This is a genomic window from [Clostridium] citroniae WAL-17108, assembly GCF_000233455.1.
Lineage (GTDB): Bacteria > Bacillota > Clostridia > Lachnospirales > Lachnospiraceae > Enterocloster > Enterocloster citroniae.
In genome coordinates this window covers 43,796-61,683 of the sequence record NZ_JH376428.1, presented here as the reverse complement: position 1 = coordinate 61,683, position 17,888 = coordinate 43,796, and the positions used below count along the sequence as shown (strand labels likewise).

The following is a 17,888-nucleotide window of genomic DNA, read 5'->3' as shown; positions in this document are numbered from 1 at the left end:
CACGTACCTTTCATTCAGTCATACAATCATTTTAACAAGAAATCGGCAATTTGCAACGAAAATAGACAAAATACCTCATTAGGTATATACTGGAAAAAAGAATTGGGACAAAGGTGGTGGCTGGAAATGAAAGACAAGCGCGGGCTGTGGGCGGCGGCATGTATTTTTATGATCGTGGGTATTTTCGTGAGTTCCTGCTATGGAGAGCAGGTCCACGACAAGGGGACCTACGCCATCATCATGAAATCCAGGAATAATTGGTATAATGAGCTGGCCAGCCGCGGATACAGACAGGTGATCGAGGCGGCGGGAAGGAACTGCATTACCCTGTACCCGGATAATGCCACGGCCCAGGAGCAGATACGCCTGATCCGCAACCTGATCCACGAACAGGTGGATGGAATTGCCGTGGCTGCCAATGATGAATACGCCCTGTCTCCTGTACTGAAGGAGGCAATGGATCAAGGCATACCGGTGGTTACGCTGGATGCGGATACGGAGGCAGGGAGCAGGAGCATCTATGTCAAACCCGTGGACGCGGGGAAGCTGGGGCAGCAGCTGGTACAGTCCGTGTGCGATGTGTGCGGGGGCAGCGGACAGTGGGCCATCCTGTCTGCGGGAAGCCGGTCGGCCAATCAGAACGAGTGGATCTATTGGATGAAAAAGGAACTGGAGGGAACCAGGTACCGGGATTTGAGGCTGGTGGACATAGCATTCGGGGAAGGAATCTATGAAACCGCTTATGAGGAGACAAAACGGCTGCTGGACACATACCCGGATATGAAGGTGATCTGCTGCCTGTCCACAGAGGGGATCAAGGCTGCCGCGGATGTGGTCAGCGTCCGGGGTATTGAAAAGGACGTAAAGGTCATCGGACTGGGATTGCCGGGGCAGATGGCTGATCACATCGGTGATGGGGCGGAAGATGTCTGCCCTGTGATGTACATATGGGATCCTGTGGTCATGGGGGAGGTAGCGGCCTATCTTTCCCTGGGCTTGTCAAACGGTGAACTGGGTGATCCTAACGGTCAGAGCGGGACCAACGGGCAAAGCGGGACCAATGGGCAGAGCGGGACCAGCAGACAGGAGATCAAGCTGCCGGACGGCAGCAGCTACAGGCTGGAATTGGGCCGTGGAGGGGGTATGGAAATCATTTCCGGCGAGCCCATCCGGGTGGATGCAGGCAGCGTGGAATACTGGAAAACGCAGTTTTAGGTAAAATATTTGAAAATTTTACAGCATATAATAGAATATTACCATGGAATTCCATTATGGTTGCGTGGTATGATAAGAGCGTACAAAGAATTACAGAAGAAAAAGGCAGTAACCATTGTCAGATGCCGGCTCTGCAAGGGCCATATCCCCCATGCACCTGACAGTGACTTACAAGATCACTATACGGAGGTGAAAAAAGATGAAACATGTAATGGTAAAGTTCGAGCAGGCAGACCAGATAATTAATTTCGTGAGAATCATCAACCGCTATGCATATGATGCAGATGTTAAGTGCGGCAGCCGTGTGGTTGATGCAAAGTCTGTTGTTGGAGTGCTGTCCCTGGCAAAATCCAAAACAGTAGAGCTTATTCTTCATACGGACGAATGTAATGAACTGCTGGAAGAGCTTGCTCCTTTTGCAGCATAATAATTTTTGATTTTCCTTACTTAAAATTCAGGCACGGACCGGTTGCAGGATATGCAGCCGGTCCGTGTTGTTTTTATATGAAAGGAAAATTCTCTGGAATTCCCTATGATATAAAAAACGCTCCGCGGAAACCGCACTGCGGCGGAAGGGAAAATGCCGCTGAAGCGGCCCGCTGCAGGCGGAGAGTCCTGGAGCAGGATTCATTATTCTTCATTGATTCTTTCTCCCGTAGGTGATATTATTCCTATGGCTGGAATCCTGAGGGAGACCGGATGGAACAATCGAATGAAACAACAAAGGATGGGGACATATGGTATGAAGCGGATAAAAGCGTTTGCAAAAAAGGAAACAGTGCTCAGCGCAGCCATTGTTTTGGCACTGGTATCCATGGTGTTGGTGAAACCGGACAAAGAGTATCTGGCGTACATGGATTACAGGACCATGGGGCTGCTGTTTTGCCTTATGACGGTCATGGCCGGCTTTAACCGGCTGGGGGTGTTTCGGGCAGCCGGCGGAAAACTGCTGGGAAGGGTCAGCCGGGCAGGCTGTGTGGCGGCCGTGCTGGTGTATCTGTGCTTCTTTTTCAGCATGATCATCACCAATGATGTGGCGCTTATCACATTTGTGCCATTTGGGATCACTGTACTTAAAATGGCGGGCATGGAGGCCATGGTGGTGCCCGTGGTCCTGCTTCAAACCATTGGAGCGAATCTGGGCAGCATGATGACACCTGTTGGAAATCCCCAGAATCTGTATCTGTATTCCAGGGCCGGGATACCGGCCCTGGATTTTGTGGGCCTTATGATGCCTTATACATTGGCATCCTTTGCGCTGCTGGGAATAGGTCTGATCATTGTGGGAAGATTATTCAGGGGACTTAAACGGGGAGAAGAATGCAGGGAAGGGAAAACATGTCCCGGGGAAAAGCTGCCCTTGGGACCGCTTTTTACATACACGGCCCTCTTTGGGCTGTCCATATGCTGTGTGGCTCATATGCTGCCGTGGCAGCTTCTTCTCATCCTTGTCCTGGCGGCAGTGTGGATGGGAGACAGAAGCCTGCTGCTGGCCGTGGACTATTCCCTGTTGGCGACCTTTGGGGCATTTTTTATCTTTATTGGAAATATGGGGCGTGTCCCCGCATTCTGCCGTATGCTGGAGGATATCTTAAACGGCAGGGAGATCCTTACCGCCGTGGCAGCCAGCCAGGTGCTGAGCAATGTGCCCGCAGCCCTGCTGCTGTCAGGGTTCACAGACAGATGGGAATGCCTTATAGTGGGGACGAATCTGGGCGGTCTGGGCACCCTGATCGCATCCATGGCCAGTCTTATTTCCTATAAATATATAGCCAGGCTGTACCCCATGTACAGAGGCAGGTATCTGGCCTGGTTCACGGCGGTAAATTTGGCTTTTTTGGCCGTTCTGCTGTGGATCGCGCTGTAAGATTGACCCTTTTTAAATGAGATGGGGAATGCTATACTTAACTTAGGACATGACTAAGGAAGGAGAGAGAACATGGCTATCATATCAGGAATTATGGTGCCCCATCCGCCGCTTATCGTACCGGCTGTTGGCAGGGGGCAGGAACTGTTGATCAGGGATACCGTCCAGGCATATCATGAGGCAGCCCTTCTGGTGGCGCAATCCCGGCCCGAGACCATTGTGATGCTGTCGCCTCACGCGGTAATGTATGGGGATTACTTTCACATTTCCCCGGGAAGGGGAGCCAGGGGAGATTTCGGTCAGTTTCTTGCGCCTCAGGAAGCCGTGGAGGTTGAATATGACAGGGAGCTGGTAAAGGAACTGCGCAGTCTGGCGGATGAAGCGGATTTTCCCATGGGAACGGAGGGGGAACGGGACAGGACTCTGGATCATGGAACCATGGTACCGCTGTTTTTTGTGAACCAGCACTACAGGGATTACAGGCTGGTCCGCATAGGTGGTTCCGGTCTGCCTTTTGCGGATCATTACAAGGCCGGACAGCTGATCGAAAAAGCAGTCTCACGTCTGGGGCGGAGAGTGGTAATCATAGCCAGCGGAGATCTGTCCCATAAGCTGAAAGGGGACGGACCTTACGGGTACAGCGCCCAGGGGCCGGAGTATGACCAACGGATCATGGAGATTATGGGGAATGCCCGGTTTGGACAGCTTTTGGAGTTTAAGGAAGAATTCTGTGAAAAGGCTGGGGAATGCGGCCACAGAAGCTTTACCATGATGGCGGGGGCCATGGACGGCATGGCTGTAGAGTCCAGACGCCTGACCTATCAGGGCCCCTTTGGAGTGGGATACGGCATTTGTACCTTTATGGTGAAAGGAAAAGATAAAAGCCGCCATTTCCTCAAGGAGTACGAGGCGGCTGAACAGGAGAGATGCAGGCAGATGCAGGATGGGGAGGACGCCTATGTATCCCTTGCAAGAAGATCCCTGGAATACTATGTGCGCACAAGAAGGATGATTTCCCTGGATACGGTTAAAGATGAACTGCCTGAGGAGATGCTGGACACCAGGGCTGGGACGTTTGTGTCCATTCATAAGAACGGCGCATTGCGGGGGTGCATCGGCACCATTGGCCCTGTGTGCCGGAATGTGGCTGAGGAAATCATACAGAACGCGGTAAGCGCCGGGATCCATGATCCAAGGTTCCCATCCGTAATGGAGGAAGAGCTGTGCCGCCTTGTGTACAGTGTGGATGTTTTGGGAGAGACACAGCCCATAAGCGGAACGGAGGAACTGGACGTAAAGCATTACGGGGTCATTGTCACCAAAGGGCAGAGACGCGGCCTGCTTCTGCCAAATCTGGACGGTGTGGACACAGTGGAGGAGCAGCTGGAGATCGCGAAACAGAAAGCCGGAATCGATGCGGATGATATGGATGTCAGGCTGGAGCGGTTCCAGGTCATAAGGCATGGTGATAAGGGATGAAGATCAGATGTGATGTGTGTATGCACCATTGTGAACTGGACAGGGAACAGACCGGGTTCTGCCGGGCCAGGAAGAATACGGGGGAGAGGATCATACCTGTAAATTATGGGAAGATCACTTCCCTGGCTCTGGATCCCATTGAAAAAAAGCCTCTTGCCATGTTTTGTCCGGGAACCATGATTTTGTCGGCCGGAAGTTTCGGATGCAATCTGAGATGTCCCTTCTGCCAAAATCATGAGATATCCATGGCCGGGGAGGGGGAAAGTGAAGCGGCTTATATAGAGCCGGGGGAACTGGCTGCCCGGGCCCAGGCCCTAAGGCCCCGGGGAAATATAGGAGTGGCATACACATACAATGAGCCTTTGGTGGGATGGGAATATGTGCGTGACACGGCCCGTTTTATCAGGGCAGCCGGGATGAAGAATGTGATTGTAACCAATGCAAGTGTGACGGACCCGGTTCTGGATGAGATCCTGCCCCTTACCGATGCCATGAATATTGACCTGAAGGGGTTTACGGACCAGTTTTACGCAAAGCTGGGCGGAGATTTGGGGACGGTCCGGCATTTCATCCAGCGGGCGGCTGAAGCCTGCCATGTGGAACTCACCACCCTGATCGTGCCGGGGGAAAATGATTCAGAACAGGAGATTAAGGAGCTGGCCTCCTGGGTTGGTGGGATCAGTTCGGACATTCCCCTCCATATCACACGGTTTTTCCCAAGGTGGAAGATGACGGACCGGGGGGCTACTGATATCCGTACGGTCTATTCCCTGGCAGAGACTGCCCGTAAATCCCTTAAGCATGTGTTTATAGGGAATTGTTAGCAGTCTGGAGACGCTGCCCCCGGGAATGGGCACTCCCCTTATGTACGCCCTGGATTAACGGGGAACTCAGACGTGCATATAATAAAAGTAACGAACGCAATGCACTGCCGGAACGATCCGGAAGTGCATTTGCTTTGTAATCTATGTGAAGGGGAGAGTACGATGTATCAAGACGATATAAATGAATGTAGCAATGGAAATGGATGCGGCAAAAAAGGCTGCGGCAGCGGAAGTGGGTGCAATAGCGAAAATGGATGCGGCAGCGGATGCAGATGCAATGACTGGTGCTGCTGCCGGGGACCAGCCGGGCCTGCAGGGCCGAGAGGCCCCCGGGGAGCAGCCGGGCCTCAGGGAGCCACCGGCCCCCAGGGAGCAGCCGGGCCTCAGGGAGCCACCGGCCCCCAGGGAGCAGCCGGGCCTCAGGGAGCTACCGGCCCCCAGGGCCTTCAGGGACCCATGGGGCTCAGAGGTGAGGTTGGACCCACCGGCGCCCAGGGAGCAACAGGGGCAACAGGCGCTACCGGCAGTACCGGGGTTATGGGACCCATAGGCGCCCAGGGACCTGCCGGCCCCCAGGGGAACACGGGAGCCACCGGACCCCAGGGGGCGGCCGGTCCCACCGGCCCTCAGGGAATCCAGGGGCCTGCGGGACCACAGGGAAACCCGGGGATCACCGGCCCCCAGGGACCATCGGGAGCCACCGGCCCTCAGGGACCTGCCGGCCCTCAGGGAAATCAGGGAGATACAGGTCCTGCGGGAATAACAGGCCCAACAGGAGCCACCGGACCTGCAGGCGCTGCTGGTGTCACCGGTCCTACCGGCCCCACCGGTGTGGTACCCAACGACATATTTGCTTCCTTTATCAATTTTGCGGCACTGTATGTCAATGCACAGCAGATACCCATGGGAATTGGCGTGGCGGACGACACAGGTAATATTGTGCTGACCGATCCCACCCATATCACTCTCCAGCCAGGATATTACTCCATTTTTTATGAGGTGACCGTACTGTATTCTGAAAAGACATATATGCAGATCACGCCGTCCTATAACGGCGGACCTCATATTGAATATGGGATCTATTTCATGACCGGGGAAGGACGGTCCAGTGCGGTGGGATCTGTCTCCTTTATCATTGCAGTTCCGGAGGAGACCACATTTACTTTGACCTATAACAGTCCTCTTCCCGGCCCGGAGGGATCACTGACCATGGTGATCTTCAAACTGAGGAGATAAAAGCGGGGATATAATATATTAAATGGCATATATTGACTTTTAATATCACGGGTAGTATACTGAAGCAAGAAAATCAAGAGGGGTGCTGGGCTTGCCTGGCTGAGATGGGACTTAGGTTTCCGAACCCTGACACCTGATCTGGATAATGCCAGCGTAGGGAGTATTCAGACCATGTCTGTGATGTCCCGCCAGGATTGTCCTGGCGGGATTTTTATATTCTGTTCTGTTGGAGCATCCTATGGGACAATAAGAGAAAAGGAGAGAATTATGAACGCAAGTGTAGCAATTCAGACATTACCGGAAGCAGAGAACGATGAGGAGCTGATCCGCATTGTGGACCAGGTCATTGATTATATCAAAAGCACCGGGTTAAACTATTATGTAGGACCGTTTGAGACGGCCATTGAAGGCGACTATGACCAGCTTATGGATATTGTGAAAGAGTGCCAGCACATTGCCGTCAGGGCAGGTGCGCCATCCGTGGCGGCATATATCAAGGTATCCTACCGCCCTGAAGGAGATGTGCTTACCATTGAAAAGAAAGTTACAAAACACCACAGGTAAATTCTGGTCCTGCTCGGCCATTGTCACCATACTCATATTGTGGCAGGCTGCCGTGTCCATGGGAATCATAGAGGGCTTTATGCTGCCCTCGCCTGTCCATGTGGCGCGTACCTTTGTGAGCGAGTTTCCTGCTCTGATGGACAATGCCAGGATTACCCTGACGGAGGCAGCCCTGGGCCTTGGATTTGGAATTGCAACCGGATTTTTTGCCGCAGTACTGATGGACCGGTTTGAGCAGGCATATAAGGCATTCTATCCCCTGATCGTCCTGACCCAGACGGTTCCGGCTGTGGCCATGGCTCCGCTTTTAGTGTTGTGGTTCGGGTATGAGATGACGCCCAAAGTCATACTTATTGTCATCACAACGTTTTTTCCTATCACGGTGGGACTTCTCACAGGTTTTAAGTCCGCTGATCCGGACGCAGTGAACCTTCTTCGGGCAATGGGGGCGGGCCGTATGCAGATATTCCGTTACCTTAAGCTTCCCGGAGCGCTGAACCAGTTTTTTTCCAGTCTCAGGATTTCAGCATCCTATGCAGTGGTAGGCGCCGTGATCTCAGAATGGCTGGGGGGATTCGGCGGACTGGGCGTGTACATGACACGGGTCAGAAAGGCATTTTCATTTGATAAAATGTTTGCAGTGATCTTTCTTATTTCAATGATCAGCCTGCTGCTTATGTGGCTGGTGGAGCTGCTTCAGAAAAAGTGCATGCCCTGGGAAAAACGTTAAGAATTAGTTGGATAGAGTAGTGTACTTTCGGAATCTTCGAGAGCACACAGTAGGATTCAGGAGGAGAATATGAAGAAAAAAAGATACGCAGGAGTCCTTGGGGCGGCTGTGCTTGTAATCATGCTGTCAGGATGCGCGGCCCCGTCCGGTCAGGAGAAGACGTCACCCGGTCAGGAGAAGACGTCACCCGGACAGGAGGCAGCCTCATCAGGACAGGAAGCGGCGCCATCCGGGCAGGAAGCGGCACCGGATAAAGATCAGGCAGGAGAGGAGACGTCCGGGCAGGCGGAGGGTCCGCCAAAGGAGATCACCTTTGTACTGGACTGGACGCCTAATACCAACCACACAGGAATTTATGTGGCGGAGGAAAAAGGATATTTTAAAGATGCAGGACTGGAGGTAAGCATTGTGCAGCCGCCGGAAAACGGAGCTGAGGTTTTGGTTGCCTCAGGCAAGGCACAGTTTGCAATGTCCTTCCAGGACAGCCTGGCGCCTGCGTTTTCAGGGGATACCCGGCTGCCCGTGACTGCGGTGGCAGCTGTTATCCAGCACAACACATCCGGCATCATTTCCCGCAAGGGGGAAGGGATGGACAGGCCCAAAGGGCTGGAAGGCATGAAATATGCCACATGGGATCTGCCCATAGAAAAAGCCACCATCCAGGACGTGATGGAGGTGGACGGCGGTGATTTCAGCAAAGTACAGCTGATTCCCAGTATGGTAACAGACGAGGTTACGGCCCTTAAGACAAAATCAGTGGACGCTATCTGGATCTTCTATGCGTGGGCCGGCGTAAAGACAGAGATCGAGGGGTTGGAAACGGATTATTTTGCATTTGCGGACCTGAATCCTGTATTTGATTTTTATACCCCGGTCATCATTGCCAATAATGATTTCCTGGAACAAGAACCTGATACGGCCAGGGCGTTCATGGAAGCGGTGAGTAAAGGTTATCAGGATGCCGTTAAGGAACCTGAGGAAGCTGCGGACATTCTCTGCAAGGCCGCCCCTGAGCTGGATCCTGAACTTGTAAAGGCAAGCCAGATCTACCTGGCGGATCAGTACCAGGCAGATGCGGAGCGGTGGGGGTATATTTCACCGGACCGGTGGAATGGGTATTACAGCTGGCTGAATGAAAAGGGGCTTGTGGAAACGCCCATTGAGGAAAACACAGGTTTTTCCAATGATTATCTGCCCTGACATGTGTGAGGAGATCCAGCAGGGCGGCTGTTAAGACGCCGCCCTGAAATGCGCCCCTGGGGCAAGGAGGAACAGATGGTACAATTAAAGGTGGAAGGGGTGTCCAAATCCTTTGACGGGGAGCCGGTTATCCAGGACATTTCCATTGAGCTTAATAAAGGGGAACTGGTTTCCCTCCTGGGGATCAGCGGGGGAGGAAAAACCACCCTGTTCAATATCATAGCCGGTTTAAGTACCCCGGACAAGGGGCGTGTATTGATGGAGGGAGAGGATATCACAGGATGCCCGGGACGGGTCAGCTATATGCTGCAGAAGGATTTGCTGTTTCCTTTCCGTACGATCGAGGACAACGTGGCCCTTCCGCTTATTATAAAGGGCATGAAAAAGAAAGAGGCCAGGCAGGAGGCGGGAGGATATTTTGCCCAGTTCGGACTGGAGGGTACACAGAAAAAATACCCGGCCCAGCTCTCAGGCGGCATGCGCCAGCGGGCCGCGCTCCTTCGGACCTACCTCTTTTCAGGCAGCGTGGCCCTTTTGGATGAGCCCTTTTCAGCGCTGGACATGCTGACCAAGCAGTCGGTCCACAGCTGGTACCTGAATGTGTTGGAGCAGATCCGCCTGTCAACCTTGTTTATCACCCATGATATTGATGAGGCAGTGCTGCTGTCCGACCGTATTTACCTGCTCACAGGAAAGCCGGGCAGGATCACAGGTGAGATCGTGGTCAGGGAGCCAAAACCCAGATCAGGGGATTTCCATGTGACGGAAGCATTTCTGGAATATAAAAAATGTATATTAAACCATCTGAAAGAGCACTCTGAGGCGGCACTGTGACAGGTTGAACCAGGGGACTTCCGGCTGTAAAGGCCGGAAGTCCCTTTTGTGCACCTATATGTCTGTCCGCAATTCCATTCTTTGGTTGACGGATACATGAAAAAAATAATATAATAGGGTTATATGTGTCAGCAGATTGCAGAAAAGAGGTCATGCATGAACACCATGAAATGCAGTAATGAAACCAGCATTTACATCATTGATGATAATTACCGGATCGTTCATTATAATTCCACCCTGCAGGAGAAATTTCCCGAGCTACAGTGCGGGGATCTTTGTTATGAGAAGCTGTGCCAGGAAAGCAGGCCTTGTGAGGAATGTCCCTTCAGCAAAAGGGACGGATCCGCTGTGGTATTCTACAATAAGGTAGTGCAAAAATGGCTGGAGGTGGGAACGGGTAAGATAGACTGGCCCGGAAAAGGCACCTGCAATATGGTGCTGGTCCGTGAAATTTATGAGGGAAATAAAAACCTGTTCTATAATCTGACCAATATGTCTGCGTATGATGAGCTGTTTGAATTGAATTTTACCAGGAATTCCTATAAGATACTGTACCATGTGGAGAACAAGTATATGATCCCCCATACGGAGGGCCCCCTGGACAGGATGCTTGAGGATGTGGGGAGTTATATGATCCATCCGGATGACGCCCGGGCGTTCAGGGAGTTCTGGGATGCGAAAAGGATAAAAGAGTTTTTAAAGCATGGGGTCCGGAACGGGAGTTCGGTCTTAAAGGGACAGTTCAGGAAAAAGAGGACGGACGGATCTTACTGCTGGGTGGCCCAGATAGCGGTTCCCCTGAATCAGGGGGGAGATGATGAGGACATCCTCATGTGCTTTATCCAGGATATCAGTGAGCAGAAGCGCCGGGAGGAGGAGATGAAGAAGTCCCTTTCCCAGGGCACGGACATGGACCAGCTCACCGGTCTTTACAGGCGCACCGTGTTTTTTAAGCGGGCCGGGGAGTTTGTTCTTAAAGCCTGTGGCGGTTATTGCCTGGTGGCGGTTGATATTGAGCATTTTAAGCTGTTTAACGAGTGGTACGGACAGGAGGAGGGGGACCGGCTTCTGGCCCGGGTGGGAGGCCATTTAAGGGATATACAGGACCAGTACGGCGGCATGGCGGGCTACATGGGGGGAGATGATTTTGTCATCATCCTTCCCGATGAGGATGCTGCTGTCGGGCAGCTGCAAAAGCGGATCATGGAATATGTAAGGCAGTGCGGCGGTACGGCAGGATTTCTCCCTGCCTTTGGTGTTTATGGAATAGAGGATAAAAGCCTGTCCATCAGCACCATGTATGACCGGGCCTGCATTGCCCTGTCATCGGTAAAGGGCAGCTATGCCCAGCGGGCCTGCCGGTATGACAGCCGCATGATGCGGCAGATGGAGGAAAACCACAAGCTCCTTTCTGAGGTCCAGAAGGGTCTGGAACATGGGGAGTTTACCTTTTACGGTCAGCCCAAGTGCAATCTGAGCACGGGCAAGATCGTGGGGCTGGAAGCCCTGGTGCGCTGGAACCATCCGGTGCGGGGGATGATCCCTCCCGGGGATTTCCTGCCTGTTCTGGAGAACAACGGGCTGATCTCCAAGCTGGATCTGTACCTCTGGGAGGAGGTATGCAGGAGGATGCGAAGCTGGATCGACAGGGGGCACCGCGCCGTCCCTATTTCTGTAAATGTATCCCGAATGGATATCTATGCCATGGATGTGGCTGATGTCTTCAGGAAGCTGGTTGAAACGTATTCCCTGGATCCAAGGCTTTTGGAAGTGGAGATCACGGAAAGCGCTTATGTGGAAGAATTTGAAGCGATCACCGGAGTGGTGGAATCCCTGCGGGAAGCCGGATTCACCGTACTTATGGATGATTTCGGGAGCGGGTATTCCTCACTTAACATGCTGAAGGATGTGAATGTGGATGTTCTGAAGATCGATATGAAGTTCCTTGACATGGATGGGGATACCGCCGGGAAGGGCGTGGAGATTCTGGAGGCTGTCACAAGGCTGGCCAACATTATGGGGCTGCGCATGATCGCGGAGGGGATTGAGACAAAGGAACAGATCGACTTCCTGAAGAGTATGGGATGCGCCTATGGTCAGGGATATTATTTTTTCCATCCTATGCCCATAGAGGTATTTGAACCCCTTCTGGCAGATGAGGACCAGATGGATTACAGGGGGATCAAAGCAAAGCAGATGGACCGTATCCGGCTCAAGGACATGTTTGAGGAGGATATTGCCAGCGATGCCATGATGAACCATATCCTGGGAGCCGTGGCGTTCTACCAGCTTCAGGGCAGTGAACTGGAACTTTTGAGAGTGAACGAACAGTACTGTGCCCTCACAGGGACCAATGCAGTGGATCTGGAATCACAGCGCAGGTCCATTCTCCAGGACACGCGGGAGGAGGACAGGCCGCGTGCCATAAGAATATTTACCCAGGCGTATGAGAACCAGCTCAATGGAGCGGAAGGGGATATCAGGCGCAGGAAAGCGGATGGAACCTATATGTGGATGCATCTGCGGGTCTTTTTCCTCAGAGAACAGGACGGGCGCAGGCTGTTTTATGGAGCGGTGTCCGATGTCACGGAGCAGCGGCGCAGGGAGCAGAAGCTGGAGGCATCCCAAAGGGCTCTGTCCGCTGTGGTCCACATTGCCCAAAAGGATGAGTCCTTTATGAAGCTCACAGAGGAGAACCGGCGGGCCGCGGCATCCATTTTTGCCCAGATGACCCCGGGAGGCATGATCGGCGGATACTGTGAGGAGGGATTCCCACTGTATTTTGCCAACTATGAGATGGTTAAGCTGCTGGGGTATGACTCCTTTGAGGAACTGGAGGAGGCGATCCGGGGCCTGGTCCTCAATACCATCCACCCGGATGACCGGGAGCGCGTGAGCCGGGACATTGGGCAGGAGTATTATCCGGGGTTGGAGTACACCACCACCTACAGGATGCCCAAGAAAGACGGCTCATGGTTCTGGACCCTTGATAAGGGGCGGGTCATTGAGGCGGAGGATGGCCGTCTGGCCATTGTCAGCGCATGTACGGATATTTCGGAGACCATGGAAGCCCAGGAGGCCTTAACTGAGCGCAACAGTGAGTTGCTTCGCAAGAATGAGGAGCTGAATTTCCTTAATAATGACATGCCCGGCGGTTACCACCGCTGCGCTAAAAATAAAGAGTTTGATTTTACCTATATCAGCAACCGCTTTCTGGACATCTTTGGCTATACCAGGGAGGAGATCAGGCTTCTGTTTGACAACAAGTTCATCAATATGGTCCATCCCGATGACCGGGAGCGTATGGTGAGAGGCGTGGACATACTCACTGACAGCGAACAGGCTTACAACATGGAATACCGCATGAGATCCGCCAAAGGCTATATATGGGTTATTGACCAGACACGGTACATGAGTTACGGGGGAAATGAATTTTTCCAGGGCGTGGTCCTGGATGTCACGGAGATGGTGACACTGCGTGAGCGTCTGCGCCTGCTCCTGGATTATGTTCCTGAAGATTTTATCCTTGTCAGATCCAGGGACGGCCGGTATGAATATGAGGTTATGGCGGACGGACTTGCAAGGTCGCTGGGGTATACAAAGGAAGAATACAGGGATATGCTGCCAAAGGGCGGGTATCTGGAACAGGGATACGGGGACGGATTTCCGGAACTTCTTCATAAGATCCGCTGTCTTTCAGACAGCGGACAAAGGTTCACCTATGTATCCGCCTTTATCCGGCCGGACAAAAAGAAGGTCTGGATCCGTACGGAGGCCAGATCCGTGAAACAGGAATCAGATGAGACCATCTACCTCTTTAACTACAAGGATGTGACGGATATCCAGGAAAAAAGGCAGGAGCTGGATCTTTTGGACCAAAAGCAGAAGACGATTCTCCACCTGGCAGGGATCAACAGCTGGGAATGGGATCTGAGGGATGACAGCCTGGTCCTCACTAATGTGACCAGCCCCAACTTCGTAAAATATCTCTGCAGGCAGGATGAAGCAAACGGGGAAACGGTGACGGGTCTGACCGGACTTCTGGACAGAAATGCATGTATACTGGACAAATACAGGCAGCCCTTTTTGGATTTCATGATGCATCTGCGAAGAAATGTGGGCCACAAAACCTTGAGTTTTGAATTTCCGGTAACAGCGGATGACGGTTCCCTCATATGGTTCCGGTCTGCGGGGGAAACCATTCTGGATGAGGAGGGCACGCCTTTGATGGTGCTGGGATACTGTACGGACATTACGGATAACAAGCTGCAGAAACAAATGCTGACAAAAATGGCGTCCACGGATTCCCTTACCGGTCTTCTCAACCGTCAGTCCGCCCTGCCGGCCATCCGTGCCTATCTGGCACAGGGGGCATGGTCCTCGGCAGCCCTTATCATGTTTGACCTGGATAACTTCAAGATGGCCAATGATGTATTCGGCCATGACTTCGGGGATTCCATGATCGTACAAAATGCAAGAAAGCTTAAAAGTTATTTCCGGAGTGAGGATATTGTGTGCAGGATGGGCGGTGACGAGTTCATCATCCTTTGCAAGAACATAAGTGAGAAGGACATAGAGGCAAAGCTGAACAGGATCGTGGATGAGATGTCCGTTACACGCCGCGGCGAAGGAAAGGACATCACATTCTCTATCTCTGCCGGCTATGTCATGATCCCGGAACAGGGGATCAACTTTGACGAACTCTACCACAAGGCGGACATAGCCCTTTTTGCGGCCAAGATGTGCGGGAAATGTGCCTACAGGAAATATGACCCGTCCATGAAATCAATCCGTATAGAACTGGCGGGCACGCCCTGAGGGCGCGGCGGCCAGAGATTCCCGGAACAGGGATCGAACGAAATACGTATCAAAAAGATTGCGTATCAAAAAAGCAGGCGGAACCGACCATGAATATATCAGGGCGGCTCCGCCTGCTCTATGTTTTCCCAATCCTACAGATCCAGCTTCAGATCCCCCTCTTTGATCCATCCCATCCTGCGCAGGATCTCCCCGAAGATAAAGGTGAGCACTGCCGGGAGCACAAAGCAGACCAGCAGGATCCCAAGCCACATCCGGGCGCCGCCTCCCATGGCGGTGTAGACGCCGATGGGACCCACCAGGCCGCAGGTGCCCATACCGGAGCCCGCCGGGATGTTCTTAAGGCCAAAGACCACGGTTGCAACAGGGCCTGTGATCATGGATGCCAGAGTAGGCGGGATCCAGATCCGGGGGTTCAGCACAATATTGCCCATCTGCAGCATGCTGGTGCCCAGACCTTGGGCCATAAGGCCGCCAACCTTGTTTTCGCGGTAGCTCATCACTGCAAAACCGATCATCTGCGCACAGCAGCCGGCAGTGGCCGCTCCCCCCGCCAGTCCGTCCAGGGAGAGAGCGATACAGATGGCAGCGCTGCTGATGGGAAGGGTAAGGGCAACCCCGATCAGGGCGGATACCAGGATTCCCATGATAAAGGGCTGCATTTCCGTGGCTGTTTTTACCAGGTTTCCGAACCAGTTCATAAAGCCCGCCACGCCCGGTCCCACAAACTGGGCCACCAGTACGCCGGAGATAATGGTGATCCCCGGAGTGACAATGATGTCCAGCCGCGTTTCCTTGGAAACGATCTTGCCCAGCTCAGCAGCGATGATGGTGGCCACCAGAGCGCCTACGGGACCGCCCAGGGTATTGCCCGCAATCCCCACGGTGGCTGCGGAGAACAGCACCAGCTGAGGCGCCTTCAGCGCGTGGGCAATGGCAATGCCCAGAGCGGCTCCTGTGGCGCTTTTGGCATAATCAGCGATCACATTAAAAATCTCAATGTCAAATTGTTGTCCCAGGGTTCCGAATATGGTGCCGATGAGCAGGGAGGCAAACAGGCCGAAGGCCATGGCTCCCAGTGCATCGATCAGATAGGTCTGGACAGTGATGTTAACATTTTTCCGTTTTAGAAACTCCTTTACACTCTCGGTTTTCATACTCATTCTCTCCCTTATTCAAACATCGTTACTGCCGTCTGCACATCCCGCCCCGGGGAATATTTGGCAGAAAGCATTATTTAACACGTTATGGATAGGAATTTTACCATACTTTGACAAAAAAGCAAGGATTTTTGACGAAAACCCGCCGAATTGTTAAAATATTAACATATTGCAAATTTATATGGCGTGGGATATAATGGTACGAATAGGGGACATTAATTCCAGAGAGAGGTGGACGATATCGAATTCCGTTTTTTATATTTACTCCAGGATCTGCATACTCCCCTGGTGGATGGCCTTATGACATTGATCACATCCCTTGGGGATCACGGGATATTCTGGCTGCTGCTTGCAGCAGTGCTGTTTGCTGTTCCAAGGACCAGGCTCATGGGCGCCTGTATGCTGGTATCCATTGGCATAGGTTTCCTGTTGGGAAATGTCGCCCTAAAGAATCTGATTGCCCGGGACCGTCCCTGCTGGCTGGATCCCACCGTACAGCTGCTGGTCCAGGTGCCCAGGGATTATTCATTTCCCTCTGGCCACACCCTGGTAAGCTTTGAAGGCGGGGTGACTATATTCATGTTCAACAGAAAGTGGGGGATTCCCGCCCTGATGCTGGCAGTGCTGATCGCATTTTCCAGAATGTATCTGTTTGTGCATTTTCCCACGGATGTGCTGGCTGGCATGGCGCTGGGAATCATCATTGCATGGTTTGTTGCCAGAACTGCTAAGAGGATGAGTACCGCTAAAGACATAAGTACCGCCAAAGATATAAGTACCTCCAAAGGCATGGGGACCGCTAGTGGCATGGGGACCGCCAAGGGATCAGAGGAAAATCAAAGACAGGATGATGAAAGATTGACAGAATAAAGGACAGGTGACATATATGTTGGAACGCGCACCGGGAATCTATGAGGTGGAGTTATACAGCAACCAAAAAAGTATCAGTGAAATAAAAATATTCCTGATTCCGGGCAGGGACGGGGGGCGCAGCCTGATGGTGGATGCCGGGTTCAGGAAACAACAATGCCTGGAATCCATGGAGGAGGCCCTGGCCAGCCTTGGGATCACTTATGATAAACTGGATATTTTCCTGACCCACAAGCACCATGACCACTGCGGACTGGCCAGTGTGTATGCCCAGCGTGGGGCCAGGCTTTTCATGAATCCCCAGGAGGACAGACACTGCTATGACTGTCTGTACTATAACCACAGTCATGGCTCCCAGGAGGACCAGCCTGAGGTGCTGCGGGCAGTGGGCGTTACCGAAACAGGGACACCCCAGGTCTGGAACATGTTCATGGAGGTGAACCGCCGTGTGAATGAGAACAAGGGGTGGGAATTTGAGATCCCCGGATTCGCCTATACACCGGTAAAGGCAGGGCAGATCCTGTCCTACGGCGGATATGATTTTGAGACCGTTCCCCTGAAGGGACACACCTTTGGACAGATGGGGCTTTATGAAAAAAAACGCAGGATCCTGTTCTGCGCAGACCAGGTCATTGACGGCATTGTGCCCATTGTGGGGACCACATACCCGGATGAGCATCTGCTGAAGGGGTATTTTGAATCCCTGGAACATTTTAAGCATGAATATAAGGACTGTCTGGTGCTGCCGGCCCACAAGGAGCCGATCAAGGATGTGAAGCGGGTGGTGAACCGGATCGTGTTCGCCTATCTGGATAAGACAGACCTGATCAAACATATTCTGGATCACGGACACCGCAGGATGACCACCAAGGAGGTGGCCTGTCTGGCTTACGGCATGGAATCCGTGCCAAAGGATGAGGCGGAGTTTATCAAGCTCAAGATGGTGATCAGCAAGACCTTTTCCTGCCTGGAGTACCTGTATGATGAGGACTTTGCCATCCGTTCCAGGGAGGACGGGATTTTTTACTGGGAAGCTCCCTAGAGGGTGGAGCAGACAGAGGGCCCGCATGGCGGAATCCCCATGGAACGGT

13 protein-coding genes, 1 pseudogene and 1 riboswitch are annotated in these 17,888 nt (G+C 52.7%); of the genes and pseudogenes, 13 read left to right on the top strand and 1 reads right to left on the bottom strand.

Annotated features, from left to right (window positions below; translation table 11 throughout):
* The first annotated feature begins 126 nt into the window (after positions 1-126).
* From HMPREF9469_RS23455 to HMPREF9469_RS23405, 11 genes are all read left to right on the top strand, one after another.
* On the top strand, positions 127-1,215 hold the full coding sequence (locus HMPREF9469_RS23455) for a substrate-binding domain-containing protein (protein ID WP_007867840.1): 1,089 nt from the start codon (positions 127-129) through the stop codon (positions 1,213-1,215).
* A gap of 199 nt (positions 1,216-1,414) precedes the next feature.
* The gene (locus tag HMPREF9469_RS23450; protein ID WP_007867837.1) at positions 1,415-1,642 is read left to right on the top strand and encodes an HPr family phosphocarrier protein; all 228 of its coding nucleotides are present in this window, start codon (positions 1,415-1,417) and stop codon (positions 1,640-1,642) included.
* 315 nt (positions 1,643-1,957) lie between these two features.
* Positions 1,958-3,082 (top strand): SLC13 family permease, encoded by a 1,125-nt coding sequence (locus HMPREF9469_RS23445; RefSeq protein ID WP_007867834.1) that lies wholly within the window; start codon positions 1,958-1,960, stop codon positions 3,080-3,082.
* Between the two features lie 72 nt (positions 3,083-3,154).
* Positions 3,155-4,561 carry an AmmeMemoRadiSam system protein A gene (gene amrA / locus HMPREF9469_RS23440; RefSeq protein WP_007867832.1) on the top strand — a complete coding sequence of 469 codons (1,407 nt, stop codon included), beginning with the start codon at positions 3,155-3,157 and terminating at the stop codon, positions 4,559-4,561.
* Positions 4,558-5,385, top strand: a complete 828-nt coding sequence (gene amrS / locus HMPREF9469_RS23435; RefSeq protein ID WP_007867830.1) for an AmmeMemoRadiSam system radical SAM enzyme — start codon at positions 4,558-4,560, stop codon at positions 5,383-5,385. Before amrA ends, amrS begins: the two co-directional genes overlap by 4 nt.
* 162 nt (positions 5,386-5,547) lie before the next feature.
* Positions 5,548-6,621, top strand: coding sequence for a collagen-like protein (locus HMPREF9469_RS23430; RefSeq protein WP_007867827.1), 1,074 nt, complete (start codon positions 5,548-5,550; stop codon positions 6,619-6,621).
* Positions 6,622-6,689: 68 nt separating this feature from the next.
* Positions 6,690-6,799: riboswitch (TPP riboswitch) on the top strand.
* 89 nt (positions 6,800-6,888) lie between these two features.
* On the top strand, positions 6,889-7,185 hold the full coding sequence (locus tag HMPREF9469_RS23425) for a thiamine-binding protein (RefSeq protein ID WP_007867824.1): 297 nt from the start codon (positions 6,889-6,891) through the stop codon (positions 7,183-7,185).
* Positions 7,154-7,915 carry an ABC transporter permease gene (locus HMPREF9469_RS23420; protein ID WP_007867822.1) on the top strand — a complete coding sequence of 254 codons (762 nt, stop codon included), beginning with the start codon at positions 7,154-7,156 and terminating at the stop codon, positions 7,913-7,915. Before HMPREF9469_RS23425 ends, HMPREF9469_RS23420 begins: the two co-directional genes overlap by 32 nt.
* A gap of 69 nt (positions 7,916-7,984) precedes the next feature.
* The gene (locus HMPREF9469_RS23415; protein ID WP_007867819.1) at positions 7,985-9,115 is read left to right on the top strand and encodes an ABC transporter substrate-binding protein; all 1,131 of its coding nucleotides are present in this window, start codon (positions 7,985-7,987) and stop codon (positions 9,113-9,115) included.
* A 75-nt stretch (positions 9,116-9,190) separates the two neighbouring features.
* A complete protein-coding gene (locus tag HMPREF9469_RS23410) occupies positions 9,191-9,949 on the top strand; it encodes an ABC transporter ATP-binding protein (protein ID WP_007867817.1) in 759 nt (252 codons plus the stop codon).
* A 156-nt stretch (positions 9,950-10,105) separates the two neighbouring features.
* Positions 10,106-14,767: an EAL domain-containing protein gene (locus HMPREF9469_RS23405; RefSeq protein WP_007867815.1), complete on the top strand. Its 4,662-nt coding sequence runs from the start codon at positions 10,106-10,108 to the stop codon at positions 14,765-14,767.
* Between the two features lie 134 nt (positions 14,768-14,901).
* Here HMPREF9469_RS23405 and HMPREF9469_RS23400 read toward each other — a convergent pair whose 3' ends face one another.
* Positions 14,902-15,924, bottom strand: coding sequence for a PTS sugar transporter subunit IIC (locus HMPREF9469_RS23400; protein ID WP_007867813.1), 1,023 nt, complete (start codon positions 15,922-15,924; stop codon positions 14,902-14,904).
* 234 nt (positions 15,925-16,158) lie between these two features.
* On the opposite strand from HMPREF9469_RS23400, the pseudogene HMPREF9469_RS23395 reads away from it, so the two are divergent.
* Together HMPREF9469_RS23395 and HMPREF9469_RS23390 are read left to right on the top strand one after the other, a co-directional pair.
* Positions 16,159-16,680, top strand: a pseudogene (locus HMPREF9469_RS23395) (phosphatase PAP2 family protein); the annotation flags it as partial.
* Between the two features lie 133 nt (positions 16,681-16,813).
* A complete protein-coding gene (locus HMPREF9469_RS23390; protein WP_007867809.1) occupies positions 16,814-17,839 on the top strand; it encodes an MBL fold metallo-hydrolase in 1,026 nt (341 codons plus the stop codon).
* Positions 17,840-17,888: the final 49 nt, after the last annotated feature.

Excerpts from the sequence above, each read along its gene's own strand:
- HMPREF9469_RS23455 (WP_007867840.1), top strand. The coding sequence starts at position 127 with ATGAAAGACAAGCGCGGGCTGTGGGCGGCGGCATGTATTTTTATGATC.
- HMPREF9469_RS23450 (WP_007867837.1), top strand. The coding sequence starts at position 1,415 with ATGAAACATGTAATGGTAAAGTTCGAGCAGGCAGACCAGATAATTAAT.
- HMPREF9469_RS23445 (WP_007867834.1), top strand. The coding sequence starts at position 1,958 with ATGAAGCGGATAAAAGCGTTTGCAAAAAAGGAAACAGTGCTCAGCGCA.
- amrA (WP_007867832.1), top strand. The coding sequence starts at position 3,155 with ATGGCTATCATATCAGGAATTATGGTGCCCCATCCGCCGCTTATCGTA.
- amrS (WP_007867830.1), top strand. The coding sequence starts at position 4,558 with ATGAAGATCAGATGTGATGTGTGTATGCACCATTGTGAACTGGACAGG.
- HMPREF9469_RS23430 (WP_007867827.1), top strand. The coding sequence starts at position 5,548 with ATGTATCAAGACGATATAAATGAATGTAGCAATGGAAATGGATGCGGC.
- HMPREF9469_RS23425 (WP_007867824.1), top strand. The coding sequence starts at position 6,889 with ATGAACGCAAGTGTAGCAATTCAGACATTACCGGAAGCAGAGAACGAT.
- HMPREF9469_RS23415 (WP_007867819.1), top strand. The coding sequence starts at position 7,985 with ATGAAGAAAAAAAGATACGCAGGAGTCCTTGGGGCGGCTGTGCTTGTA.
- HMPREF9469_RS23410 (WP_007867817.1), top strand. The coding sequence starts at position 9,191 with ATGGTACAATTAAAGGTGGAAGGGGTGTCCAAATCCTTTGACGGGGAG.
- HMPREF9469_RS23405 (WP_007867815.1), top strand. The coding sequence starts at position 10,106 with ATGAACACCATGAAATGCAGTAATGAAACCAGCATTTACATCATTGAT.
- HMPREF9469_RS23400 (WP_007867813.1), bottom strand. The coding sequence starts at position 15,924 with ATGAAAACCGAGAGTGTAAAGGAGTTTCTAAAACGGAAAAATGTTAAC.
- HMPREF9469_RS23390 (WP_007867809.1), top strand. The coding sequence starts at position 16,814 with ATGTTGGAACGCGCACCGGGAATCTATGAGGTGGAGTTATACAGCAAC.